This is a genomic window from Aquamicrobium defluvii (assembly GCF_004363725.1).
Lineage (GTDB): Bacteria > Pseudomonadota > Alphaproteobacteria > Rhizobiales > Rhizobiaceae > Mesorhizobium > Mesorhizobium defluvii.
In genome coordinates, this window is the sequence record NZ_SNZF01000044.1 from 1 (window position 1) to 24065 (window position 24065).

General features: G+C 64.9%; 28 protein-coding genes and 1 pseudogene. 3 read left to right on the plus strand and 26 right to left on the minus strand.

The window, feature by feature from the left end; all coding sequences use genetic code 11:
• Positions 1–82: 82 nt before the first annotated feature.
• The 17 genes and pseudogenes from DES43_RS20630 to DES43_RS20705 all read right to left on the minus strand — a co-directional run.
• Positions 83–205 (minus strand): annotated as a pseudogene (locus tag DES43_RS20630) (antitoxin); the annotation flags it as partial.
• A 61-nt stretch (positions 206–266) separates the two neighbouring features.
• Complete coding sequence (locus DES43_RS20635) at positions 267–698, minus strand: ribbon-helix-helix domain-containing protein (RefSeq protein WP_009452789.1); 432 nt, start codon at positions 696–698, stop codon at positions 267–269.
• A 3-nt stretch (positions 699–701) separates the two neighbouring features.
• A complete protein-coding gene (locus DES43_RS20640; RefSeq protein ID WP_009452790.1) occupies positions 702–2702 on the minus strand; it encodes a conjugal transfer protein TraG in 2001 nt (666 codons plus the stop codon).
• Between the two features lie 15 nt (positions 2703–2717).
• Entirely contained in the window at positions 2718–4496 is a 1779-nt protein-coding gene (locus DES43_RS20645; RefSeq protein ID WP_074896798.1) for a relaxase/mobilization nuclease domain-containing protein, read from the minus strand.
• A gap of 247 nt (positions 4497–4743) precedes the next feature.
• Positions 4744–5511, minus strand: coding sequence for a lytic transglycosylase domain-containing protein (locus DES43_RS20650; protein ID WP_009452792.1), 768 nt, complete (start codon positions 5509–5511; stop codon positions 4744–4746).
• The gene (locus DES43_RS20655; protein ID WP_009452793.1) at positions 5508–5852 is read right to left on the minus strand and encodes a DUF736 domain-containing protein; all 345 of its coding nucleotides are present in this window, start codon (positions 5850–5852) and stop codon (positions 5508–5510) included. The genes DES43_RS20650 and DES43_RS20655 overlap by 4 nt, the downstream gene beginning before the upstream one ends.
• Positions 5853–5886: 34 nt before the next feature.
• The gene (locus DES43_RS20660; RefSeq protein ID WP_009452794.1) at positions 5887–6447 is read right to left on the minus strand and encodes a S26 family signal peptidase; all 561 of its coding nucleotides are present in this window, start codon (positions 6445–6447) and stop codon (positions 5887–5889) included.
• Complete coding sequence (locus DES43_RS20665; protein ID WP_009452796.1) at positions 6444–6962, minus strand: DUF2840 domain-containing protein; 519 nt, start codon at positions 6960–6962, stop codon at positions 6444–6446. Before DES43_RS20665 ends, DES43_RS20660 begins: the two co-directional genes overlap by 4 nt.
• Positions 6959–7213, minus strand: coding sequence for a hypothetical protein (locus tag DES43_RS20670; RefSeq protein WP_122519266.1), 255 nt, complete (start codon positions 7211–7213; stop codon positions 6959–6961). The genes DES43_RS20665 and DES43_RS20670 overlap by 4 nt, the downstream gene beginning before the upstream one ends.
• Positions 7210–7968 (minus strand): DNA-methyltransferase, encoded by a 759-nt coding sequence (locus DES43_RS20675; RefSeq protein WP_009451504.1) that lies wholly within the window; start codon positions 7966–7968, stop codon positions 7210–7212. Before DES43_RS20675 ends, DES43_RS20670 begins: the two co-directional genes overlap by 4 nt.
• Positions 7965–8618, minus strand: a complete 654-nt coding sequence (gene parA, locus DES43_RS20680; protein ID WP_009451505.1) for a ParA family partition ATPase — start codon at positions 8616–8618, stop codon at positions 7965–7967. The genes DES43_RS20675 and parA overlap by 4 nt, the downstream gene beginning before the upstream one ends.
• Positions 8615–9793: a replication initiator protein A gene (locus DES43_RS20685; protein ID WP_009451506.1), complete on the minus strand. Its 1179-nt coding sequence runs from the start codon at positions 9791–9793 to the stop codon at positions 8615–8617. Before DES43_RS20685 ends, parA begins: the two co-directional genes overlap by 4 nt.
• A 12-nt stretch (positions 9794–9805) precedes the next feature.
• On the minus strand, positions 9806–10087 hold the full coding sequence (locus tag DES43_RS20690) for a helix-turn-helix transcriptional regulator (RefSeq protein ID WP_009451507.1): 282 nt from the start codon (positions 10085–10087) through the stop codon (positions 9806–9808).
• Positions 10088–10220: 133 nt separating this feature from the next.
• Positions 10221–10709, minus strand: coding sequence for a DUF2285 domain-containing protein (locus tag DES43_RS20695; protein ID WP_009451508.1), 489 nt, complete (start codon positions 10707–10709; stop codon positions 10221–10223).
• A gap of 37 nt (positions 10710–10746) precedes the next feature.
• Positions 10747–10992: a transcriptional regulator domain-containing protein gene (locus DES43_RS23100; protein ID WP_009451509.1), complete on the minus strand. Its 246-nt coding sequence runs from the start codon at positions 10990–10992 to the stop codon at positions 10747–10749.
• A 125-nt stretch (positions 10993–11117) separates the two neighbouring features.
• Positions 11118–11381 (minus strand): hypothetical protein, encoded by a 264-nt coding sequence (locus tag DES43_RS20700; protein WP_009451510.1) that lies wholly within the window; start codon positions 11379–11381, stop codon positions 11118–11120.
• A 128-nt stretch (positions 11382–11509) separates the two neighbouring features.
• Complete coding sequence (locus DES43_RS20705) at positions 11510–11755, minus strand: helix-turn-helix domain-containing protein (RefSeq protein WP_009451511.1); 246 nt, start codon at positions 11753–11755, stop codon at positions 11510–11512.
• A gap of 278 nt (positions 11756–12033) precedes the next feature.
• Here DES43_RS20705 and DES43_RS20710 point away from each other — a divergent pair, with 278 nt between their 5' ends.
• The gene (locus DES43_RS20710; protein ID WP_122519264.1) at positions 12034–12537 is read left to right on the plus strand and encodes a hypothetical protein; all 504 of its coding nucleotides are present in this window, start codon (positions 12034–12036) and stop codon (positions 12535–12537) included.
• 72 nt (positions 12538–12609) lie between these two features.
• On the opposite strand, the gene DES43_RS20715 is transcribed toward DES43_RS20710, so the two are convergent.
• From DES43_RS20715 to DES43_RS20735, 5 genes are all read right to left on the minus strand, one after another.
• Positions 12610–13014, minus strand: a complete 405-nt coding sequence (locus DES43_RS20715; RefSeq protein WP_009451513.1) for a single-stranded DNA-binding protein — start codon at positions 13012–13014, stop codon at positions 12610–12612.
• 698 nt (positions 13015–13712) lie between these two features.
• The gene (locus DES43_RS20720; protein ID WP_009451514.1) at positions 13713–14129 is read right to left on the minus strand and encodes a hypothetical protein; all 417 of its coding nucleotides are present in this window, start codon (positions 14127–14129) and stop codon (positions 13713–13715) included.
• 162 nt (positions 14130–14291) lie between these two features.
• Complete coding sequence (locus DES43_RS20725; RefSeq protein WP_009451515.1) at positions 14292–15224, minus strand: DUF2493 domain-containing protein; 933 nt, start codon at positions 15222–15224, stop codon at positions 14292–14294.
• A gap of 326 nt (positions 15225–15550) precedes the next feature.
• Positions 15551–16597, minus strand: coding sequence for a DUF7146 domain-containing protein (locus tag DES43_RS20730; protein ID WP_009451516.1), 1047 nt, complete (start codon positions 16595–16597; stop codon positions 15551–15553).
• Positions 16597–20943 carry a strawberry notch family protein gene (locus DES43_RS20735; RefSeq protein ID WP_133676151.1) on the minus strand — a complete coding sequence of 1449 codons (4347 nt, stop codon included), beginning with the start codon at positions 20941–20943 and terminating at the stop codon, positions 16597–16599. The genes DES43_RS20730 and DES43_RS20735 overlap by 1 nt, the downstream gene beginning before the upstream one ends.
• Before the next feature lie 187 nt (positions 20944–21130).
• On the opposite strand from DES43_RS20735, the gene DES43_RS20740 reads away from it, so the two are divergent.
• Positions 21131–21406: an AbrB/MazE/SpoVT family DNA-binding domain-containing protein gene (locus DES43_RS20740; protein WP_009451518.1), complete on the plus strand. Its 276-nt coding sequence runs from the start codon at positions 21131–21133 to the stop codon at positions 21404–21406.
• Positions 21393–21782, plus strand: a complete 390-nt coding sequence (locus DES43_RS20745; protein ID WP_009451519.1) for a type II toxin-antitoxin system VapC family toxin — start codon at positions 21393–21395, stop codon at positions 21780–21782. The genes DES43_RS20740 and DES43_RS20745 overlap by 14 nt, the downstream gene beginning before the upstream one ends.
• Before the next feature lie 6 nt (positions 21783–21788).
• Here DES43_RS20745 and DES43_RS20750 read toward each other — a convergent pair whose 3' ends face one another.
• The 4 genes from DES43_RS20750 to DES43_RS20765 form a co-directional block, all read right to left on the minus strand.
• Positions 21789–22433: a hypothetical protein gene (locus DES43_RS20750; protein WP_009451520.1), complete on the minus strand. Its 645-nt coding sequence runs from the start codon at positions 22431–22433 to the stop codon at positions 21789–21791.
• Complete coding sequence (locus DES43_RS20755; RefSeq protein WP_009451521.1) at positions 22426–22842, minus strand: hypothetical protein; 417 nt, start codon at positions 22840–22842, stop codon at positions 22426–22428. Before DES43_RS20755 ends, DES43_RS20750 begins: the two co-directional genes overlap by 8 nt.
• A 63-nt stretch (positions 22843–22905) precedes the next feature.
• Positions 22906–23463 carry a hypothetical protein gene (locus tag DES43_RS20760; protein WP_009451522.1) on the minus strand — a complete coding sequence of 186 codons (558 nt, stop codon included), beginning with the start codon at positions 23461–23463 and terminating at the stop codon, positions 22906–22908.
• A gap of 201 nt (positions 23464–23664) precedes the next feature.
• Complete coding sequence (locus tag DES43_RS20765) at positions 23665–23829, minus strand: hypothetical protein (RefSeq protein ID WP_009451523.1); 165 nt, start codon at positions 23827–23829, stop codon at positions 23665–23667.
• Between the last annotated feature and the right edge of the window lie 236 nt (positions 23830–24065).

Below are 24065 nucleotides of genomic sequence, written 5' to 3' on the forward strand. Positions count from 1 at the left end.
GCCGCCCCTTGACCAAAACCTAAGACCCAAACCATACATGAAGGCGGGTCACTTCTCGGCGAAAATCCCGGGTCAGCTCTCAGCGGAAATCAACAGCGTCGCCTTCGCGCGACACCTCCACCTCCTCAACATCGAAGCGAAACTCCTTCGGCAAGCGGACAGCCTGCGAGTTGCCGGACTGAAAGACTTTAGCGATATGGGGCATGGGGACCTCCTGTATATACGGTAATGTATATACGTTCGAAGTCGACATTCCACAAGCATGGTCAGTCATCGGCGTCTTCTCGGCCTAGATCAATATCGTCGGGGATCTCACTCAGGAAGCTACTGCCCTGCTGGAGCCGTATGGCGAGCGTCTGGACGAAACCCTCGAACCGCTCCTTGCCTTTGACCTGCGCGGTCGCGTGAGCCTCGGGCGGCAGAGGCGGGGTGATGGTCAGCCAGTGGCGGACGAACAGCGCCAGCGTGTCGGCGGTCAACCGCACGTCGCGTTCAAGCCGGGCCGTCTGGCGCGACAGGCGATCGAGCCGGCGGGTAAAGGCGGCTTCGCGCGTGTCGAGGGCGTCGGGCGACAGGAATGAGGCGATAGCCGCTTCGGCGACGGCCGAGCGCGACAGCTTGCGACGGTCGGCGAGATCGTTGAGTCGGGCTAGCAGGTCGGAAGGAAGGGTCAGGCATAGGCGTTGGCGCAAGGTCATTCCTCACATATCAATGGTGTCGTTCGGGTCCATGGAAACCTGGCGCGCGAGGCCGTGCATCTGGCGGCGCATGGCCTGGCGCTGCCGGGCGATGTCTTCCTGATCGTCACCGAGCAGGTGCCGAAACTCGTTCTCGGGCTCCGGCTCCTTCTTCTCGTGGACGATCTCCACATGGTCCGGCAGCTCCGGTTCCCGGCGAAGGCTCGAATTGGCCTTGTCCTCGTCGTCCTTGGCAGTCGGCTCGGGGGCCGCGACCAGCTCGGCATCAGGTTTCAGGGGCTTGAGCGCCGACCATCCGTCCGGCCGCGCACTGACGGCGATCGTCGCCGGATCCGGCGGTGGCAGGACGCGTTCCATGAGGCGGGGATCGGTGTAGTAGCGCGCCTTCTTCGCCCGGATCGGCGGCGTTCCTGCCACCATGACGATCTCGTCATCTGGTGGGAGCTGCATGATCTCGCCGGGAGTGAGGAGCTGGCGGGCGGTCTCGGAACGCGACACCATGATGTGGCCGAGCCACGGCGCCAGGCGGCTGCCGGCATAGTTTTGCATCGCCTTCATCTCTGTCGCCGTGCCGAGGGCATCGGAAACGCGCTTGGCGGTGCGCTCGTCATTGGTCGCGAAGCTGACGCGCACGTGGCAATTGTCGAGGATCGCATTGTTCGCCCCATACGCTTTTTCGATCTGGTTGAGCGATTGGGCGATAAGGAAGCTCTTGATGCCGTAGCCGGCGAGAAACGCCAACGACGATTCGAAGAAGTCGAGTCTGCCCAGCGCTGGAAACTCGTCGAGCAGCATCAGGACGCGATGCCGCCGGTCCTTGGCATGGAGGTCCTCGGTCAATCGCCGGCCAATCTGATTCAGCACGAGGCGAATGAGGGGTTTGGTGCGCGAGATGTCCGAGGGCGGAACGACCAGAAACAGCGTCGACGGTTTCGGGTCGGCGATCAAATCGGCGATGCGCCAGTCGCAGCGCGAGGTCACGGCAGCGACCACCGGATCGCGGTAGAGGCCCAAAAAGCTCATGGCGGTGGATAGGACACCCGAGCGTTCATTGTCGCTCTTGTTGAGCAGTTCCCGCGCCGTCGATGCGACGACGGGATGTGGTCCCTTTTCGCCGAGATGGCGGGTAGCCATCATCGCGTCCAAAGTCGCTTCGATCGTGCGGCGAGGATCGGAGAGGAAGGCGGCGACGCCGGCGAGCGTCTTGTCGGCTTCTGCGTAAAGCACATGCAGGATGGCGCCGACCAGCAATGAGTGGCTGGTCTTCTCCCAATGGTTTCGCTTCTCCAGGCTGCCTTCCGGATCGACCAGCACGTCGGCGACATTCTGCACGTCGCGCACTTCCCACTCGCCCCGCCGCACCTCGAGTAAGGGATTGTAGGCGGCCGACGCGGCATTGGTTGGGTCGAACAGCAGGACACGGCCATGCTTCGCCCGGAATCCGGCGGTAAGTTGCCAGTTCTCCCCTTTAATATCGTGGACGATCGCCGAGCCCGGCCAGGTCAGCAGACTCGGCACGACCAACCCGACGCCCTTGCCCGAGCGCGTCGGAGCAAAGCACAAAATATGCTCCGGCCCGTCATGCCGCAGATAGTCGCGCTCGTAGCGGCCGAGGACCACGCCGTCCGGCCCGAGCAGGCCGGTGCGCTCGATCTCCGTGCGGTCGGCCCATCGTGCCGAGCCATAGGTGTCGATGTCGTTGGCCTCGCGGGCGCGCATTACCGACATGGTGATGGCGACGGCGATGGAGATGAAGCCGCCCGACGCCGCGATGATGCCGCCCTCGGCGAAGATGCGCGGGGCATAGGCTTCATAGAAATACCACCACCAGAACAGCGCCGGCGGATAGTAGACCGGCCAGCCGGCGATCTCGAACCATGCCGGGCCGAGCTGGGGCTGGAAGCCGAGACGGAACGCCACCCATTGCGTGCCGCCCCAGACCGAGGCGAGCACGATCAGGAAGACGATGCTGATCTGCCCCCAGAGGATTTTGGTGCCGGACATGGGAGGTTCCTTTCGTCAGAGGCCGAGGTCGCGCTTGCGGCCGAGTGACCAGTCGATGCCGCCTCCGCTGCGGGCGACGCCGGAGATGTGCTGGCCGAGCTTGTGTTCGATCTCGCGGGACCAGGGGACGAGATGGAAGCCGCGCCCGCCGTCCGGACCGATCCCCTCGACCACGGCGAAGCGGCCGGAGGAGAGTGAGAGCTGGCGGCGATAGGTGCCGGCGACATATTCGCCGGCCTGCGCCTTCACATGCTGCAAGCCGGTCTCGGCCGAGAGCTGCTCGCCCACGGCGTCGAGTTCGCGTCGGCGGAGCGTCGCCAGGAGATTGCGCTGGAGAATGATCCGCTGGCCCTCGCGCCGGGCGAAGCCTTCGTCGGCGAGATGCTCGGCGCGCGCGTCCATCGCCTCGCGCAACTCGCGGCCGAAGCCGCCGGCGCCGAGCGGCATCGCCTCCTTCTCGACCAGCCGGTAATCGAGCCAGGTCGCGCCCGGCGCGGTGATCTGGGTCTGGAGATCGAGGTCGGAGCGGTTGGCGAGGACGATGGTGGGCCGGGGATCGTCCGGCCCGCCGAAGCGGCGAACCTCGACGATGCCGCCGACCGGCGGCGTGCGCTCGAGCGCCTCGATGCCGCGCAGCCGGACGTGATGGGCGCGACCATCCGTGCCATCGATCACGGCATAGGCTTCGCCGGTCAGCTCATCATGCAGGCCCTTGTCGACCAGCCGGCCGATGATCGGCGACCCGTCCTTGCCAGGGTCGATTGCGAAGTCGGCGACACCACGCTCCTCGCCGAGCCCGGCGAAGGCATTGTGCATGGTCTTGATGATGTCACCGCGATGGCCGAGATCGCGGAGCACCCGTTCCGCGCCCGGCTCGACGAACCATTCGTTGACGCCGGCGTCGGCGGCGAGCCCCATCTTTTCGAGATGGCGCAGGCGGGCGACGAGTAGCCGACGGATTTGGGGATCGTCCGGCCCCTTCGCCTCGGGCCGCAGGTCGATATAGCCAAGCTCGTTGGACTGGCGTGTGATCTCCCGATCGAGGCGTGTCCAGCGGTCGGCTTCGACCTCGCGCGCGAGGCTGGCGCGGATTTCGTGCTCGGGCTTGGGGCCGAGTTCGGCGTCGACCAACTCCTCGGCCCGTCCGCGCAGGCCGTGGCTGATATAGTCGCGCGATATGACGAGATCGGCGCCGGTGTCGTCGACACCGCGCACGAGAAGATGGACGTGCGGGTTGTCCGTGTTCCAATGCTCGACGGCGACCCAATCGAGGAGCGTGCCAAGGTCGGCCTCCATCTGTTTTGCAAGATCGCGGGTGAAGGCGCGCAGATCTTCCATCTGGCCGGCGTCTTCCGGGGAGATGATGAAGCGAAAATGATGCCGGTCGTCCTGGCAGCGATCGGCGAAGCCGAGATCGTCGGCGCGGTCGTTGTCGGCATCGAACATGACGCCCTTCTCGCCGTCGCGGCTGACGCCTTCGCGCTTCAGATAAGAGAGATGCGCCGAGATCGGTGCCGAGCGGAAAGCCCGACCCCGATGTCGGGCGATGCGCGCCTTGGCGACGACGCGGCGATGCGAACCGAGCAGCCGGTTGCGAGAGATCACATTGCGGCCGCGGCCGAAGGTCGAGCGGCCGGTGCCGACCCGCCGTGACGGCGAGCTTGATCCGCGAACCGGCGTGTTGCTCGCTTGCCTGGCCGCGCGTAGCACCTGGTTGATGAAGGTCTTGGTGCGCGGCACGCGGGTCGAGCGCGGCTTGCCAGGGCGGATGCGGAAATCGCTGTCGTCGCTCATGCGCGCCTCCCAGGAGGCACGGCGGGGCCGCCCATACAAATTGCCTTTGATTTTGCTGACAAAATCGCCCATGCGTATGCACGACCGATCGCCATATGCGTAAAACACCAAGCCATTCCAATGGCTTGCGGGTGGTTTGCGCAGGCGCTTTTACCTTGCCGTCTTCCTGTCGCCGTGCCTCTCCCGGCCCGCGACCCTTCCTTCCCTTTCCGGCAGTTCGCTGCAACGCGAAGGGGCGCGATTCCGCTCATGGCATACCTCCCGAGGCCGGGCGGGCGACGAACAGCGCCCCGGACGAGAATGGCGCGAGCGGATTGAGCGACGGCGAAGACGCATCCGAAGTTGCGCCCACGCTGCGTTTGCCGTGCAGACGGGATGCAGATACCACGTCGGCCGGAGCCGTGACGAAGAGCGGTGCATCGCGCCAATCGGTGATGCGCGGCGGGCCGACGATAGCGCCCGGCGGGAGCGGATCGCTGCCGAAAAGGGGAACGAGCGCGGCGATGTAGTCGCGCGTTTCGGCCGGCAGGTCGCGTTCGCCTGCGAGGTATTCGTCATACCGGCCGGGGCCGAAATTATAGGCGGCGAGCATGTCGGTGACATTGCGGTAGCGGTCCCACATGGCGCGCAGATAGGCTGAGCCCGCGAGAATGTTGTCGCGCGGCTGGAAGGGGTCGTTGCCGAGCCGGTGAAGCGCGCGCTGTTCATCCCATGTTGCGGGTATGAGCTGCATCAGGCCCATTGCACCGGCCGACGATACGGCGGTCGGATCGCCATTGCTTTCGGCGGCGAGGACGGCCGCGATCCATGCGGCCGGAATGCCGAAACGGTGCGCGGCCTCGGCGATGTCGACGGCATAGGGACCGCCGACCTCCGGCCGCGCGGCCTGCACGGTTTGCGCACGGATCGCGGGCGCGGGCGCGAGGCCGAGAAGCAGGCCGGAAAGGAAGAGGAGGAGCACCGGACGCCGGACGGAAGAACGCCGTCCGACGCCGGCAGGACGTTGATCCGTCACTTGTCGGTTCCTTCAGCGCGCTTGGTCCGCTGGTCGTTGGTGTGGAGGCTCCAGACGGTGTCGTCGTCGTCGCTGTCGCGGAATAGGTTGGCGCGCAGCCAGCCGAACAGCGGGCTGTAAACCTCGATGGAGACGAATTCGCCGGCCTTTTCGCCGACATGCGACCAGCCCGCGCCTATATCGCGGCCGTTCTCGTCGCCGAGCAGGATGCGGTAGGCCGGCGCGTTCTCGGCCTCCGAAGGTTTGGCCGGAACGAAGGTGAGCGACCCTTCGATGCCGAGCCCTTCGAAGCGCCCTTTGAAACCGGTTTCCGTGCGGGTGAAACTGCCGAGGTCTGCCATGATGTCGTCTCCTGTGGTGCGGTTGAGGGGAAGTTCACGGCTCAAGGGCCGGATCGGCGAAGCACCAGCGGAAGTGGCCGTCGCCGTCTTCGTCGGTGTAGAGAGGAAGCGCACGGCCGATGACGGCCGAGGCGGGAAGCGCGCCGAAGTAGCGGCCGTCGAGGCTGTCGCCCGAGTCCCAGTTGAGCAGGAAGACCTCACCGGCGGCGATCACACGGCAGCCCTGCCATTGCGGCAGATCGCGGCCAAAGCGATCGCGCGGCTGCGCATCGCCATAGGCGTGATCGTAAGCGATCACGGACGGACCACGGCGGCAGACCTCGGTGCCGGGCAGCGCCAGTACGCGCTTGATGAGCGGCAGGCCGCGCGGCAGGTAGCCGCGTGCGTCGAGGAAGCCGGCGAGGTCGTCGGGCGGCAGCACCACGACCAGATCGCCGACCGCGATCGACCGAACGGGCGCGAGCGAATAGAGTCCGATCGGAACACTGGCCGATGCGTTCCAGATGAAGCGCGGGGCATGGCCGCTGACGATCGGCGCGGCAACGAGAACCGCACCGGCCAGCATGGCGGCGAGCGTGACGCGGCGCGCACTCATGGCAGGATGCTCCGGCGCGCGCGCCAGGCATCGTGCTGGTCGCGTGTATAGAGGCGCGGTTCCGCGTTGGCGGTGAGGCGGTTGTGGACGTGCCGCCAATAGGCTGGCGCGGCGTCGGCTGGCTCGATACCGAGCGCATCAATCGCGTCGATGAGCTGAAGCACGCGCTCGACCTTCGGCCAGCCGTGGAGCTTCAGGAGAAGGTCGCCGCCCGGACGGACGAAAGGCAGCGTCTGGAACGGCTCGCCGCGACCGATCGCCCGCAGGATGTCTATGCGGGAAACGACGGTGCCATAATCGTTCGACGCCCATCGGACGAAGGCGAAGACGCTGTTCGGCGCGAAGCCGACGACGCGGCTGCGCCGGTCGATCTTCCGCTGGTAGATCGTCCGGCCGAAGCGGATGCGGTGCTCAATCCGGCCTTCTTCCCAGGTGAGGTGAACCAGCGTGGTGAAGGCAGGCGCGTCGTCAGGCAGCGCGTGGCCGCCCATGCGGCCGGGCTGGAAGCCGGTCATGGCGTTCCTCCATCAGCAGGCGGGAACTCCCGCGCGAACAGGTCGCGGAGCATGTCGGCGACGGTGACGCCGCGCTGGAAGGCCGCGATCTTGATGCGGCCGCGCAACGCCGGCGTGATGTCCACGGTCAGCCGCGCCGAATAGACGTCGGCGGCATCCCTGCGTGGCGACGCTGCGTCGCCGATCTTGATCCAGCTATCGGGATCGGCCGGGCGCGTGGCGAAGCCGCGCTTGTCCGTGCCGGACGTCATGACGGGCCTCCGTCATGGAATGGCAAGACGGCAGCGATGCGGTCACGGGCGCGGTCGGCCATCGTCGGGTCGATCTCGCAGCCGATGTAGCGACGGCCGGAGAGCCGGCAGGCTTCGCCGGCCGCACCGGATCCCGCGAACCAATCGCCGACAAGACCACCGGGCGGGCAGCTCGTGCGGATGAGGATTTCGAGGAGGGCGGAAGGCTTCTCGGTCGGATGGATGGCGCGACCGTGGCAGTTGCGCACGTAGATGACCGAGCGCATCAGGCGTGGGCCACCGTCATGGCTGACATAGTAGCCGGGATCGATCTTGCCGGTATGGGGTGGACGCTGCTTGCGCCGCACCGTGCGGGCGGTCGCGTCGGGCGTGGTCTGCGGATCGTTGTATATCTCGCCCCAGGGCGTCTCGGCCGGATAGAACTGGACGGCCAGCTCATGCACGCGCTTGAAGCGGTCGGCATGAAAGCTGCTCCCGTCCTGCTTCTCCCAGACGATCTCCTGGGCGAGCCGCAAGCCAGCGTCTGCGAAACGGCCGGCGCTCGCCATGAAGCTGCGCAGCGAGCCGAAGACCCACATCGAGCCGGTTGGCGCAAGCGCCGCGCGTGCGAGCACTAGCCAGCCCTCGACCCGCCGGTCCCATGCGAGCGACGTGTCGCCGTAAGGGGGATCGGCGAGGATCATGTCGAACGGACCGTGCGATGGCATGCGGTCCCGGCAGTCGCCGGACAGTATGATTTCGGGGAGCACAATCATGGCGCGGTCCTCCCGACGCCGAGGCGCGCGATCTCGGTGGCCAGCGCCGCGATCTCGCGCGTTGCCGGCGAATGGCGGTCGATGTCGGATGTGAGCCGTCCGGTCTGCGCGGCGTTGGCGAAGACGACGCGCTGGCCGATGGTGGTGGCGAGCACCGGAGGATCGTGGTCAGCCAGCGTCTCGGCCGTCTCGCGTGCGATGACGGTGCGCGCGCCGCAGCGATTGAGGACGAAGCGGGCGGCGAGCTGCGGCTGGTAGATGCGCGCTTCCGCCAGAAGCGCCAGCATCTCGGCCGAAGCCCATCCGTCGAGCGGAGACGGCTGCACCGGGATCAGCACGAGGTCGGCGGCGAGCAGCGCCGAGCGCATCAGGCCGGCAACACGCGGCGGGCCGTCTATGACGACATGATCGACGCCGCCGGCGATTTCCGGCGCTTCGCGATGCAGCGTGTCGCGCGCCAGGCCGACGACGCCGAACAGGCGAGGCAGGCCCTCGCGCGCGCGTTGCTGCGACCAGTCGAGAGCCGATCCTTGCGGGTCGGCGTCGATCAGGGTGACGCGGCTTCCGCGTGACGCCATCTCGCCGGCGAGATGGAGTGCAAGCGTCGTCTTGCCGACACCACCCTTCTGATTGAGGAAGGCGACGATCATCGGCGTTCTCCCAGCCGATCGAGGGGGAGCCGTGGGGCGACGGTTTCAGCGAAGCCGGTGCCGTCGGGCGCCGTTGACGGATTCGCAGCGGATGGCCCGGCCGGCGTGCCCTTCTTTCCGGCGATGCCGAGACTTCGGGCCGTGTCGCGAATGAGGTTTTCCACATCGCGCGCGCGCTCATAAAAGTTAGTATTATTGTTAGACTCTAAGTTAAGGCCGGGAATCGTCGTGTCGGGCCAAAGCGTTAGCTGGCGCCTTTGCGTGTGATCTCCCGAAGGACTTGCGTGTGATCTCCCGAAGGGTCGTGCGTGTGATCTCCCGATTGCATCCACAGCACTATCCACAGGCCCGGCCGATGACGGCGCGGGCAGGATGCGCAATATTTCACGGCGACCGTCGCGCTCGATGCCCAGGTGATAGCCGGGCAGCGGCTGGCGCATGGCGATGCGGCGGATCTGGAGCGCAAAATCGGAGACGCGCGCGAGGCTACCGGATTTCTCATGAAGGTGGTGGAGGTCGAAAACCCAGCCATGCCGCTGGCGGCCGGCATGCTTGCGGGCGACGCGATAGAGCCAGCGTTCGATCCCGCCCTTCAGCCGGAAATAGGCCGGGTCGATTGCAAGGACGAGCGAGCGGTCGACGACGCCCCGATAGAACCAATCGGGCAGGACCAACTCCATGCCCTCGACCCGGCCGTCGAGGCGGGTGAGTTCCTCCCATTCGTTGACCCAGGAGAATTGATGCCGCCGCCAATGCTCGCCATTGCGAATCGTCGTGCGGATCGAGGTCGATTGCAGCCGCGTCAGCGCGGCCTTGAGCAGCTTGTAGTCGCTGGCGCCGGTTTCGCGGCCGATAGCCGTCAGGAGGTGGTAGGGCGTGAAGCGCAGGAAGCGGGAGGTCGCAAGGCGGAGGTTCTCGGCCTCGACGATCTGACCCGCCGCCCAGATGAGGATATCCGCGTCCCAGATCGTAGCCATGCCATGCTCGGGGACGGCAAAGACCTCGACGCGCACGGCGCCGGCTTCGTAGAGGATCGGCACGGTGCGGCGCGACTTAGACAGCGAGAAGAATGGGCGCTCCATGAGGTCGCGCTGGTCGCGCGGGCTGGCGTCGCCCGTCGCGATGACGAAAGGGTCGAGGCGCGCGCGCTCCGAGATAGGAAGGCGTCGGGACATGCCTGACAGCCCTCAACGCGCCGAGCGACTAGGCGCGGGATAGTGCTGCCTGTTGCCCGGCAGGGCGGGCAGCACGCTGCCGCGCGGATCGGAGGTCGAGGCGACGGTGCCACGCTCGGCCCAGGCTTCGAGTTCGTCGATCGCATAGACGACGCGGCCGCCAAGCTTGCGGAAAAGTGGTCCGGTGCCATAGGTCCGGTGCTTTTCCAGCGTGCGGGGCGAGAGGCCGAGAAAGTCTGCGGCTTCCCTCGTGCGCAGAAAGCGCGGCGGCAGGAGAGCGGGATTGGGGTACATGGATGCCTCCGTGGCTCTGGGGGATGCCGCTCGGGGGGAGCGGCGGTCAGGGGTCACGGTGGCGAAGAAGCGGGGCGCAGGGAGTGGGGGATTTCAGGGGGTATCGAATAACCCCACCCTGACCGGGGCGGGGTCAGAGGCGGCGGCGGAAACGCAGAAGCTTGAGATAACCGCCGGCGATCATGGCGGTGCCGTCACGGATGAGATCGCGTACGGTGTCGCGGAGTGGCGAGGATTGCCAGTGCTCCTTGGCGATGCGCTCGACGCCGAACAGGACCTGTGCGATCTCGCGCTGGCTGGCGCGATGCTGGCGGGCGTCGACAGCGCGCAGCATCGCCTTGAGCCGCCTTCGCTGTTGGGCGGTCATGCGCTGATCGGGCGGAACGCGGTAGCCGGCCAGGTGGCGCAGCAGGCGGTCGAGCGCGGCGATGCGATCGAGACCGTCGCGGTCAAGCGCGATAGCAACCGATATCGGATCGTCGGGCCGAATCGCGGGATCGGCGACCAGGTGCAGACCAGTACCGATCTCGCGCAGGAGGAGATGGAGTTCGTCTGGCGTGATCCTCTTCTCACCGGCAAGGAAGGCGCGCAGGGTGACGGCTCCCTCCCGGGCAGGCGCCAAGTTGCCCGCCAGCCGCAGAATAGCGGTGTCGGCAGTCTCACTCCAGAAGATCGGTTGGTCGCCTGCCGTCAGACGTGGCCGGGCCGCGAAATCGCAACCCCCAGCGGCTCTCCATCGTTTCGGGGAGCGGCTTGCCAAGGCGGTCTGCACGCCGCAGGTCACGATAGTCTTGCTGATAGTCGCCGTTCCGCCGTAGACACTCCCAGGCGAGATGATCGACGCCTGCCTCGTCCATGAACCGATAAGCGGACTCTATCCGCCAGCGCGACGTGTCGGGTCTCATGATATTCCTCCCAGGCTACGAACGCAGGTCAAACGGGAAGATGATCCGGCCGGGTTGCGCGCCGCGGAAGTGCCTCAGGCCGCAAACCGTCTTGCCTTGTCAGCAATGCGATGGGCTACGAAACTTCAGTTCAGGCGGCCGAGGCGCAGAATCTTGTAGCCGTGTTCAGTCATCCAGTGGGCGCGGGCGAGGTGCGTATCGTGTATCCGGCGCGCGCGCTCGGGCTCGGTGTCGGGGTCGATGCCGAACAGGATTTCGACGGCTTCCTGCCAGTCAGCACCGTCCGCCTCGGCATCGAGCAGACGACAATAGAGTTTCACATGCATGCGGTCGTAATCGGTGAGAAAATCGCCGTTGGGTGCTTCATCACGAAAGGATAGCGTCGCCATTGCGTCCTTTCCCCAATTGCGACGTCTGGTGCGATGGCGCGCACAATATCACAATGACGTGATTGGTAAACGACGATTCACCATAGCGCGCACGCATGCGGCATCGCGTCCGGTTTGGGGACATGGCGTCAGCGACGCACAGTGTTCGGGACATCCAGCATCACTCCGATATGCCGGTCGGAATTGATGAAGACAATGCCTGCCGCTTCCAACGCCCTGCGAACCCTGTCGGCAGTACTCTCGAAGACGCGCTCCCCATTGACCGACTCCATGCGCTTGAGCGCGGTCAGCGATACGGTGGCCCTGTCTGCGAGCGTCTCCTGTGTCCAACCCAGCAATGCGCGCGCGGCCCGAGTTTGATGGGCGGTGATCATACAAGATCACCTCCCACCGGCACTGAGTCTCGCGCCAGAACTACGGCTATAATAGCCGTAGTTTACAAAAGAATCGAGCCATAATCGCTCGCTGAGGCAATCATGCAAGCGTAAGAGACCCCCGAGTGATTCGGCTTGCCGAGCGCCGCGCCGATGGTGGCCCGGCATCACTCCTTACGAGGCGAAGGGGGCCAGTTCATCGACGTTGGTCCCGTGATGATTGCCGTCCACCACAACTCGCCTATCCAGCCGTCTTGTTGCCGCCTTCACGGGATAGCTTGTCGTTTGACGATCAAAACTGGACGCTGGGAATCCCCAACAATAGTGCGAGAGTATCTCAATTGCAGTTTGTCGCCGCTCTGTCCGCTATCTTCTTTATGACCATGGTTGCGGCGTCGGGAGTCGCCTTGTCCCAGGGGACAACCACGACGCCGGCTCAGCAATCTGAACCGAAGGTGATTGTGGAAGCCGATCCGTTGCCGCCTTTCACCTATTGGGCGCCGGAGAATTCGACGATCCGCAATCATCCGCGCCTTCCCGGCGTCTGGATCACCGAGACGGCGGATGGTCCGCGGATATATTATTTTGGAGACAGGTGCCGAGCTTCGGAGTTTCAGGGCTTTATCGGCAAACAGCTTGATGCGCTCCCTGAAAGGCCGGCTGACGCAACATGGCGGATGACGTGCTCGATATGCGCGGTAACGTCGAATCTCGGTCGTGAACGGATGAACGTTTTCTACGACGATGATTCACGCGAGATCATATCGATCTCCTGCGAGTAGACCTGAGTAAATATGCGGAAAAACATGAGGGAGGCCCGGCGGCTTACGCCGCCGGGTTTCCATCTCTTCCGGCTAGAACGGTATTTCGTCGTCGTAGTCGGACTGTCTACCGTCGTTGTTTTCAGTCTGCTTCGCCCGGCTCAGGAAATCAACCGTCTCGGCGATGATCTCACACCCGTAGCGGTCGTTGCCCTGCTGGTCCGTCCACTTCGTGTAGTGGATGCGCCCGCGAACCAGAACCTTCATGCCTTTCTCGCAGTATTGCTGGACCGTCTTGCCGAGACCGTTGAAGCAGGTGATCCGGTGCCATTCAGTATCCTGAACCCGGTAGCCGTTCTCGTCGCGGACAACCTTGCCGTCCGAGTAGCGGGGACGTGAAGTGGCCAGGGTGAAGTGGGTGATGCTGGTGCCTCCCTGAGTGGTACGGGTTTCAGGGTCCTGACCGATGTTGCCGGCGAGAATGACGATGTTCTGCATTGTAAGTCTCCGTTGCTTCTCGGAGGGACCATCCCTCCGACGAGACCCGGCCAAGGCCGGCGGGAGACGCCTGCAACTGCCTGCTCGCTGGCAGCTCGCCCATAAGGCCCGGAGTGGAGCGGGCAGTCGCGCTTGCGCGGCAACACGGTCCGGAGCCGCGTGGGTTGCGGCCGGAAACCGCACGGACTTAGGGGATCAGTCAGTCGGAGGGATGGCGCCGCTGAGACGGGTACGAACCGAGGCGCACAGCAGAACCATCCTTGCCGTCAACAACAAACCGTCGGGTCCGCTCATAACGCACGGATAGGCGGCGCCTGCCGTTCTCCTCTTTAAGCCACATGCATCTGTCCTACTGGAGGTTGGCGGGGAAGAAACCGGACAAGCTTATCGGGCTACCAGATATGGAACCTCACCGTATTCGCTTAATTTGCGGACGACCGGTCAGGCGGAGCTGGGAAAGGTGATGAAGGTAATCGTGGGCCGCATTCATCGCTATTTGGACCGGCAACCAGACAATGACCGTTACGGGCGCGAGAGGCATTCCGTGTCCGAGCCTCCACGGTCGGGATGAAGCAGGCCGGAAGCGACGGCATAACGGCAGAACTGACGTCACATGCCAATTTTTGGCAGGAAAGACAGAACCCGGCGGCACAGGCCACCGGCTTTCATCGTGGGAATGATGGCCCGCAGTTGCCGAATCAACGAGAGAAGACAGAGACACCAAGCGCGTTCAGATTGACCATAGCGGCGATACCGATGAACAGGCCGCCTGCTCCGCCGAGCAGATTGAGTACTACCGTCGAGTCGATTGCGTTCTTCGTGACGCCATGCATGAGGGCATATCCGGCGATGGCGGCAGGGATCGCGAACATCGCGAGCGCAATCACGCGCAAGGTCGGGCTCTTCGCGAAGCCGAGAATGCCGATCACCAGCGCAATCGACAGCAAAGCGGCTCCTGCGCCCGCAAAGCCGCTCATGAATATTCCGGCGCCGCCGGCCCACGCATACTGCGCGGCCGAGATCGCAACCATGACGGGCAGCGCGTAGATCGCGAGATTGTAGGCAATGATGCAAAGCATGATCGTCAGCGAGATAGCAAGCAGGATCAGCGTCATGGAAACCTCCAGAAACGGTTGAGGGTCACGGCAGGCTGCCTGTGGATACGCTCCGCCTGCGACTATGCTACTGTTCCGGTTCTGCAAGGATGGTCCATAAGAGCCATTGACCTCTCCAGTAGTCAAGTATCGGCGACTGGAACAGCCGCCAGGTGGCGGCGCTTACGCGCCGCCGTCGAACTTCATGACGGGGATGCCGAGCTTGCGGGCCTTGTCGCCAAGGTTTTCCTGAATACCCGACCCCGGAAAAACGAGAACGCCGACGGGCAGGACGTCGAGCAGCGCGTCGTTGCGCTTGAAGGGCGCGGACTTGCCATGCTTCGTCCAGTCAGGCTTGAAGGCGACCTGCGGCACCTTGCGATTGTCCGCCCATTTCGCGGCGATCAATTCGGCGCCCTTGGGCGAACCGCCATGCAGCAGCACCATGTCGGCGTGCTTTGCGCGAACCTGATCGAGCTTCGCCCAGATGAGGTTGTGGTCATTGTAGTCGAGACCGCCGGTCAGGGCGACCTTGGGACCGGGGGGCAGCATCACCTCGGTCTCGGCCCGGCGCTTCGCGGCCAGGAAGTCGCGGCTGTCGATCATCGCGGCGGTGAGATTGCGATAGTTGACCATTGAGCCGGTGCGAGGGCGCCAGGCGGTGCCGGTGTGGCGCTCGAACTGTTCGGCGGCGATGTCGCGGAAGAGTTCCATGCTGTTGCGCCGTTCGATGAATGTCTGCCCTTCTGCCGTCAGGCGTTCCAGCTCGACGGACTTCACCTCGCTGCCGTCCTGTTCCCGCTGAAGACGGCGCTGCGCCAGCTCGTTATCATCCAGGTTGCGCTCTACCCGGCCGGTGGCGCGATGGAAGACATTGACGGTCGACCAGAGCAATTCGTCAAGGTCGGGTTCGAGGCGGGTATCGCCGAGCGTGGCGATCAGGGCGTCGAAGATATCCGCGACGGCGCCGGCGACGGCGTTGCCTTCGGGAAGCGGCCTCGGGTCCGCTTCATCCTGAAACGGACGCCAGCCGTAAAGCTGGAGTTCGGTGAGGACATGATCGGTGGGGGAAGAGGTGTGAACCAGCCCGAAACCCGTATCGTCGTCTTCGTGCATCATCGGGAGCTTCCTTCGTCTGGAGCCGCGCCCATCGCGGCCTTCGCAGGCGTCGAAAGCCCACGGGCGGGCCGGGCTGGCATCCTCGCGCTCCCGCGAGGGCTCGATGACCGGGTGCGGGCTATTTTGTCTGTCGCGATGCAAAGGTGGCGCAGCCGCCGGCGGAAAATAGCCCGAACCCGGCCATTGCCTGCCCGGATCGTTTGTGGGCCGATCGCCCTTTGAGAAGGCCGTGGGCGTGGCCTCTCCGACAGGCAGCGCAAGGTAATCCCTGGGGACGAAAGGTGGAGGCGGAGCGCAACACGCCTCCTTTTTCGCCGATCCCCTCACGCCTCCAGAAAACGCGCTCTGTCATCAGGATGAAGCTGACCGGCGAGCGCCACCCGCAAGGCATCGGCGCCGGATTCGCGGAGATCCTCGTTGAAGTCCCCGCGCACCGGCGACAATGCCACGACCTCGATCCCGGCACTCGCGGCTCTGGCAATCAGGCTGTCTCGCGCGTTGTCCCCGGCCGGATCGCGATCTCTGAGGACATAGAGCCTGCGCAGCGCTGGCGGGAACAGGATGGCGGCGAGATGTGCGGCCGAGAGTGCCGCCATCATCGGCATATGGGGCAGAACCTGACGGGGCGACAGCACGGTCTCGATCCCTTCGCCGGCGACGAGCACCTCACCGGTCACCCCGAAGCGGACGCCGTGCCAGAGAAGGTCGCCCATCGCCCGCCGCGGGGTTTCGACATCCGCTTTCGCTGCGCCGTCGGGGGCGAGCCAGGTGCGGTGCGCTCCGGTCTGCCGCCCCGCCAGATCGGTCACGGCGGCAACAATCGCGGGCAGCATCTGCCGGGGCGCATGATCATCAGGTCTGTAATAGCACCGGGGATGAAAGCGCAGGCTGGCGGTTCCGTGCAAAGCCGTAATGCCGCGATTGCGGAAATACGCTTCTGCGAGTGTGCCGCCGATCGGCTGTGACATGGCAAAGAGCCGCCGCGCCGCTTCAGGTGATCCCGACGACGCTCTGCTTGACGTCCTGCCCGTCGGCGTTCTCGCCTTTTCAGGTTCGGGATGTGGGAGCGAAAGGAAGCGGCGCGCTTCCTCGGCGACGTCCTTGAAGTCGGTCAGGCCGAGCGTCTCGCGGATGACGTCGAGAAGATCGCCATGCTCTCCGGTCGCGGAATCGGTCCATTTGCCCGCAGCGCCCTTGCCGGATTCCGGCCCGGTCAGGCGCACGAACATCGAACGGCCGGGGCTGTTCTGAACGTCGCCGACGACCCAGTATCGTCCGGCGCGGCGGCCGGACGACAGGTAGTGGCGGCAGACCGCCTCGGCATTGCGACCGAGACGGCTTGCCAGTTCGGAAGCATCATGACGGGCCATTACGCTGCCTCCCGTTCACCGATGCGCTGCACTGGCCAGCGGTCGAGCAGTTTGCCGAGAACCACAGGGCCATTGGCATCGACCGGCACGAACATGCGCAGCTTCCACGAGATGATCTCATGAAACAGCCCGTAGGCCGTGAGGCGTTCGCGCATTGTGTCGGTGAAACCAGACAGTTCGATGCGGCTGACGCCCATGACGCGGGAGCGGCGAAGCTGCAACCCCTCGGCAAGATCGAGGACGGTGCGGCCATCCATCAGTGCGGTGAAGGCGGCATCCGGCGTCAGCGAACTGGCGCCGGTCGTTACCGCGTTGGCCGCCCAGGCCGGCGAGACCTTGCGACCGATGATGCGCTCGCCTTCGTCGGTCTGGAGGCGATAGACGCGCGAGGATTCGTGCGGAAGCCGTTTCCAGATCGGCAGCAGCAAGCCGGTGACGATATGGATCGTGCTGTCGGAGAATTCCGGCACCTCCGCGATTTCTGCATTCCAGGCTGCTGAGAAGGAGTGCTCGTCGGCTTCAACCCAATGGGTCTCACCCATCATCCTGACTGGGATGTTGTGGCTGTCCATCGGCCGGATCAGCCGTACGCGCCGCTCGATCTCGCCATCGTCCAGCATGATACTGGTGGTCGGGATCTGGACGGCGGCGCGGCCCGAACGCTCGTTGATGAGGAGCTTCGCTTGGCGGTCGTCGAGATAGCTAAGCGCATCGTCCAGCGTAACCGGACGATTGCGTTCGCGCTGCGTGATCGTCAGCAACCGGGTTTCCGCGCCGGTGCCCGGATGGGTATAGATGGTCTGGCGATCGGTGACGATGAAGCGTTCCGCCGTCAGCGTCTCCAGCCCGACATCGTAGCTGCCGCTGGCGATCGCGCCCTCGATCCTGGCGTTCAGCAACTGTTCGAAGGCGGCAAACAGGATGCCTTGAAGCTCGATGGTCAGCGCCAGCAGCCGGTTGAGAAAGGTGGTGATCGGCGGCAGATCGTCCTTGATGCCGGTCGAATCCATCAGCTTCAGGCCGGTGGCGGATTCGAAGCGGTCGAGCGAGCAGCCTTCGACCTTGCCGCGGACCAGAAGGAGATAGAGCTGGCGCAGCGCGTCGCGGGCATAATGGCTCTCCAGATTGTCCTCGGGTCGGAAGAGGCCCTGTCCGCCAGTCTGGCGCTGACCGCGCGTGATCGCGCCGAGTGTATCGAGACGTCGGGCGATGGTGGAGAGAAAACGCTTCTCGGCCTTGACGTCGGTCGCGATGGGCCGGAAGAGCGGCGGCTGCGCCTGGTTCGTGCGATGCGTGCGACCGAGGCCCTGGATGGCGGCGTCGGCCTTCCAGCCCGGCTCGAGCAGGTAATGCACGCGCAGCCGCGTATTCCGCGCCGATAGCTCCGCGTGGTAACTGCGGCCGGTTCCGCCTGCATCCGAGAAGATCAGGATGCGTTTCTGGTCGTCCATGAACGCCTGCGTCTCGGCGAGATTGGCTGCTGCTGCGCGGTTCTCGACCACGAGCCGGTCGCCGATGTCACCGGTGCCCGGCTTGCGGATGATGCGGCGCGAGCGGCCAGTCACCTCCGCGACGAGATCGCACCCGAAATACTGGACGATCTGGTCGAGCGCGCCCGGAACCGGCGGCAGGCTGGCCAGCTTTTCGATCAGTGCGGTGCGGCGTGCAACCGCCTCACGACTTTCGACGGGTTGGCCGTCGCGGAACACCGGACGCGAGGACAGATTACCCTCTGAGTCGGTGAAGGGCTCGTAGAGCTGCACCGGGAAGCTGGTTTCCAGATACGACAGGACGTACTCACGCGGAGTAATGTCCATGCGTACGTCGTTCCATTCCTCGGTCGGCAGGTCGGCCAGGCGGCGCTCCATCAGCGCCTCGCCGGTCGAGACGATCTGGATCACGGCGGCATGGCCTGCCTCCAGATCGGCGTCGATGGACCGGATCAGCGTCGGGGTCTTCATGCTGGTGAGCAGATGGCCGAAGAACCGCTGCTTGGCCGATTCGAACGCGGAACGGGCGGCGGATTTCGCCTGCTTGTTCAGAGTGCCGGCACTGCCGGTGATGTTGGCCGCCTCCATCGCTGCATCGAGATTATTATGGATGACGGCGAATGCGCCGGCATAGGCGTCGTAGATGCGGGTCTGCTCGGGCGTCAGCGAGTGCTCGACCAGCTCGTATTCCACGCCGTCGAAGGAGAGCGAGCGGGCGGTATAAAGACCGAGCGCGCGAAGGTCGCGGGCCAGAACCTCCATCGCCGCAACACCGCCGGCCTCGATCGCCTCCACGAACTCGGCCCGCGTGGAAAACGGAAAATCCTCGCCGCCCCACAGGCCGAGCCGCTGCGCATAGGCGAGGTTATGGACGGTCGTGGCGCCGGTTGCCGAGACATAGACGACTCGGGCATTCGGCAAGGCGTGCTGAAGGCGCAGGCCGGCGCGGCCCTGTTGGGACGCAGCGACGTCCCCTCGTTCACCTTTGCCGCCGGCGGCGTTCTGCATCGCGTGCGCCTCGTCGAAAATGATCACTCCATCGAAGTCGGAGCCCAACCATTGGACGATCTGCTTGACCCTGGAAACCCTTTCTCCACGGTCGTCGGAACGTAGCGTGGCATAGGTTGTAAATAGGACGCCTTCCGGCAGCGTGACCGGCTTGCCCTGCGGGAATCGCGACAGCGGCGTGACCAGCAGACGCTCCATCCCGAGCGCCGACCAGTCGCGTTGGGCGTCCTCCAGGAGCTTGTCGGACTTGGAGATCCAGATCGCCTTGCGGCGGCCCTGGAGCCAGTTGTCGAGAATGATCGCGGCCGATTGCCTGCCCTTGCCGACGCCGGTGCCATCGCCGATGAAGAAGCCACGCCGGAAACGCACGGCATTCTTCGCATCTTCACGTGCGGCGGAGACGAGATCGAAGGTCTCGTCCACCGTCCACGAACCGGCGAGATAATCGGCATGGGCCTCGCCGGCGTAGATTACGGTCTCCAACTGCGCATCCGACAGGAGGGCATGGATCGCGCCCGGAAGATGCGGGCGATAGTCCGGCTTCGGCGGCGCTACGGAGGCCATCGCCGCCGACTGCACCAGCATGGTGGGATGCGCCTGAGAGCCGCGAATACGGATCGCCTGCAATCCGTATTCTTCATAGATAGCGTCGGAGATGCGGCCGCCCTCCGCGGGCGACCAATCGACGGTCTCGTAGTCGAGGGGCGCGCCTTCCGGTTCGGCCATCGCTGGGGCGGGAGCGGCCTTGGCGGCGCGGGTGAGATAGCCCCGCACGCTGCGGGCGGCGGCTGGCGCAGCCGGGGGCACGGCGACGGCCGGATCGACGGGGAGCCGGGTGGGCAGATGCTCGGCGAGCCATCCGAGCAGCGTGGCGACATCGGGCGCGACGCCGGGCGCGGCAGGGAATGCGGCAGGATCGTCAGCTGGGAGCTTATCGATGACGGTGAGTCGTGTCGGATAGGTCGTGCCGTGCTTGGCATAGACCGAGCCGTCAATCGCGGTGGAGAAGACGACGCGGCCGCGCTCCTGCAGACGCGTATAGGCCGAGGTCCAGGCCGGCGCGTCGGGTGCGAAGTTCGCTCCTGTAATCGCGACGAGGCGGCCGCCGGGCGCAAGACGCGCCAGCGCCGAGGCGATATGGCGGAAGGCGGCGTCGGCCACACGGCTCTCGACATTGGCCATGACCGAGAACGGCGGGTTCATCAGCACGACGGACGGCAGAAGGCTGGCTTCGAGATGATCGTCGATCTGGGCGGCATCGAAGCGGGAGATGGACAGGGCCGGGAAGAGGAGAGACAGGAGACCGGTGCGAGTCTGGGCGAGTTCATTGAGAACGAGTGAGCCGCCTGTGATCTCGGCCAGGATGGCGAGGAGCCCGGTCCCTGCCGACGGTTCCAGCACACAGTCTGCCGGCGTGATCGCCGCCGCCGTCACGGCCGCCAGGCCGAGCGGAATCGGGGTCGAGAATTGCTGGAAGGACTGCGCCTCTTCAGAGCGGCGCGTATGCGTCGGCAGGAGACCGGCAATCTTGGCGAACTGTGGCAGCACCGTTGCCGGAGAGGCGGATTTACGGAAAAGCGCCTTGCCGTATTTGCGCAGGAAAAGAACGGTTGCCGCCTCACAGGCGTCATAGGCTGTCTTCCAGTTCCAGGCGCCAGTGGCATCGGATGCGCCAAAGGCAATCTCCATTGCGCCGCGCAATGTGGCTGCGTCGATGCGCTGACCACGTTCGAGATGAGGAAGAAGGATCTGTGCTGCGGCGAAGACGGAGGCAGGGATGTCAGCGTCGGAGGCAAGCGGAACCGGCACTGTCGCGGATGCCGCTGCGGATACGGAAATCATGTTCATGGGAAAAACCTCGGGAGAGCAGGACAGGATCGAGCCCGCGCAGCGCTCTCTCGATCGCACAGGCTCGAACCCGTCCCGGCCTTCCTCTCCCTCTACCCGGAAGCACGGCCGCCGTCGGTCACTGCTTGAATGATGGCGCGCAAGCGGTTATCTTACGTTTGTCTTACGCCATAAAAGGTTAGGGCCGATGGCCAACGCGGATAAGCTCACCACCACCGTCTCCACCAAGGGACAGGTCATCCTTCCCAGCGCCATCCGCCAGCGGCGGGAATGGGGGGCAGGAACGCGGCTCGTGGTCGAGGAGACGCCGGAGGGCGTGCTGCTGAAGCCAGTCCCAGCCTTCGCCGAGACGCGACCGGAAGACGTGTTCGGCGTGCTGGCCTGGAAGGGCAAGCCAAAGACGCTTGAGGAGATGGATGCCGGCGTGCTGGCCGAGGCAAAGCGCCGCCATGCTCGCGATTGATACCAATCTGGTCGTCCGCTACCTGACCGGTGACCATCCGAAACAATCGCCGCGCGCCCGCGACCTGATCGACAGGCAGCCGGTCTTTGCCGGCGTCACGGTGATCCTCGAAACCGAATGGGTGCTGCGCAGCACCTATGAATATCGCCCGGCAGAAATCGCCCACGCGCTACGGGTTTTCGCCGGCCTGCCGACCGTGACGGTCGAGGACGGTGCAATCGTCGCCGCCGCCCTCGGCCTTGCCGAGACGGGAATGGATTTCGCGGATGCGCTGCATCTCGGCCGCGCGGCGCATTGCGAGGGTTTCGCGAGCTTCGACCGCAAGCTGGTCAAGGCGGCGAAGGCCGCCGGATATGCGGGCATTCGCGAACCCTGACCGCGATCAACCGAAACGGCGGCCCGCCGCCGTGAAGGTGTATTCGTTGGCAACGATCGACTCGTCCACCGCCTCGTCCGAAGTCAGGTATTCGTATTCACGCTCCAGCTGACGATAAAGCCAGCGCGCCAGATCGCGCAGCGCCTCGATGACGACCTCCTCGGCATCGACGGTCATGTCCTGATATGTCGGACTATCGCGCTCGACCGAGATCGACATGCAGTATTCGTGATAATAATGCCCACGATGGCTGGCCTCGGCGCGAAGCTGGTAGAAATTGCAGCGCTGGATCGCCAGCAACGCATCGGCGATCTCATGCAGCTTTACGTCCTGCGGCGCATAGGATCGGATCTCGGCGGAGGCGTTTTTCCGGTAGGAGTAGAACCCCTCCCAGCAGGCTCCATCACCTTGCGACCAGAAGCCCCGAAACCAGATGCGCGGCTCCTGCCGCGATCCGCCGCCCATAAGCCGCACGGCACTGGTCTTAAAGCAGATGCCGAGAATGTCCGCGATGCGCTGGAAATCTTCATAGACCGCATCATACCAGTCGTAGTCGAAGCCGCCCTCACGATACCAGGCACGGGCTTTGTCCTTTGCGGCATCGGAAAGTTCATCGAGCCGATAGACCGTGGTTTCGATGATCTCAGGCATCGGGATCACCTCCATACAGCACCTCGGCGAGCCAGCCGTCGGTATAGGTCCAGGCGACGGTTTCCCCGGTGGCCAGATCAAGAACATGTGCACCACCGCCGAAGCCGTCGACGCGCGGCTTCGAGCAGGTGTTGGCGTATTGAAACCCCCAGCGGCCGGTCAGGCCGAATACTGCGGCGCAGCGTTTGACGAATTGGACGACGTGCTCGGGATCTCCGGTGACGTCATCGCGCATCCAGAGCTGTGTACCGCCATGTTCGGGCTGGATCGAGAGGAGGAAGCTGTCCGAAGGCGGTTCTTCGTCGGCGTTCGCGTCGGACAGGGTGTTGTAGAGATCGAGGGCATGAGCGGCATTATCCGGCGTGCCGACATCGAGCAGACAGGAGAAATGGGTGAAGTAGTCGGCCATGACAGGCTCCTGAAACGGCAAAGCCCGGCGCAAGGCCGGGCTGATTGAAGAAAGAAAAAGGGATCAGGCTGCTTGCGGCAGATGGAGCAGCTCGGCGGCGGTCTCGCGCCAAAGCGGATCGACCAGCCGGGCTTCCAGCAGTGCCGCCCGGAACCGCAGGGCGCTGGCCGACGCATGATCGCCCCGCCCGGAGGCAGCGAATGCCAGGCCGCGCTGCCGGCTGGCGTCGATGACGATGCGGCAGGCCTCGCTGTCGCTGGCAACCGGCTGCTCCCAGAGAATGATCCCGGCACGGATTTCACCGGCGAGGACCAGGCCGAGCGCGCGGTCCTGAATGACAATAAGGCGCGGCTCGAAGCACAACCCGGTGTCGTCGCCACGGCCGATATCACCGCGCGAAACGCAGAGCCCGGCAAGAGCGATGGCGCCTTCCGGCGATGCAGCCTCGCCGAGCAAGACGCTGCGGTCGCGATAATCGGCATCCGTGGCTCCGGCATAGCTGACGGCGCCAAGGCAGGAAATGCGCAATGGCAACTTCTGCGCCCGCTGACATTCGGGCAGCACCCGATCTGCAAGAATCCGCCCGATCGGGGCGAAGGTGGATTGGCTGGTATGGGTCATCTGGATCGCTCCGCGACGGGCGCCGAGAGCCTTTCTCTCAGCATCCAACCCGTCACGGCCAAAGGCCCGACCTCTTCCTCTCATCTGCCGAAGGCGTCCGCTTCCGGCGCTGTTTCTGGCGATGGGCCGACCGTCGCATGGCGGAAGACCCGGATGCATCTTGCGCGTTCCGGGCCGGCGGGAATGAGGCGCTTTCGCGCCTCAGCTCCATGGGTCGAGTTCCAGTTCCACCATCTCGTCGTCGCCGTCGAATTCGTTGGCGGGCATGGCGCCGTGGGTTCCATCTCCGGCCTGGAACACGACAATCGGGACCATCAGCGTGGTGGCGAGGCTGGCGGCGAAGGCGGTGGCATCTGCATAGGACATGGGTTCCGGCTCCTGTCTTTGGGGGGCGGGGGACCATCCCCCGCGCGACAGGCGCCCGAAGTGTCTGAACGGGTCTGCAATCACCCTCGCGCGTTCGGCTCGTCCGAATCCGCGAGGGCGGCACGCTCGCGTAAGCCGACCCCCCTTGATGAGGTGGAACGGCCCGCTCCGACAGCATCAAAGTGCTAACGTGGTCGTTGTTGTAAACGCCACAAGGAGGGACCGTTCCATGAAAG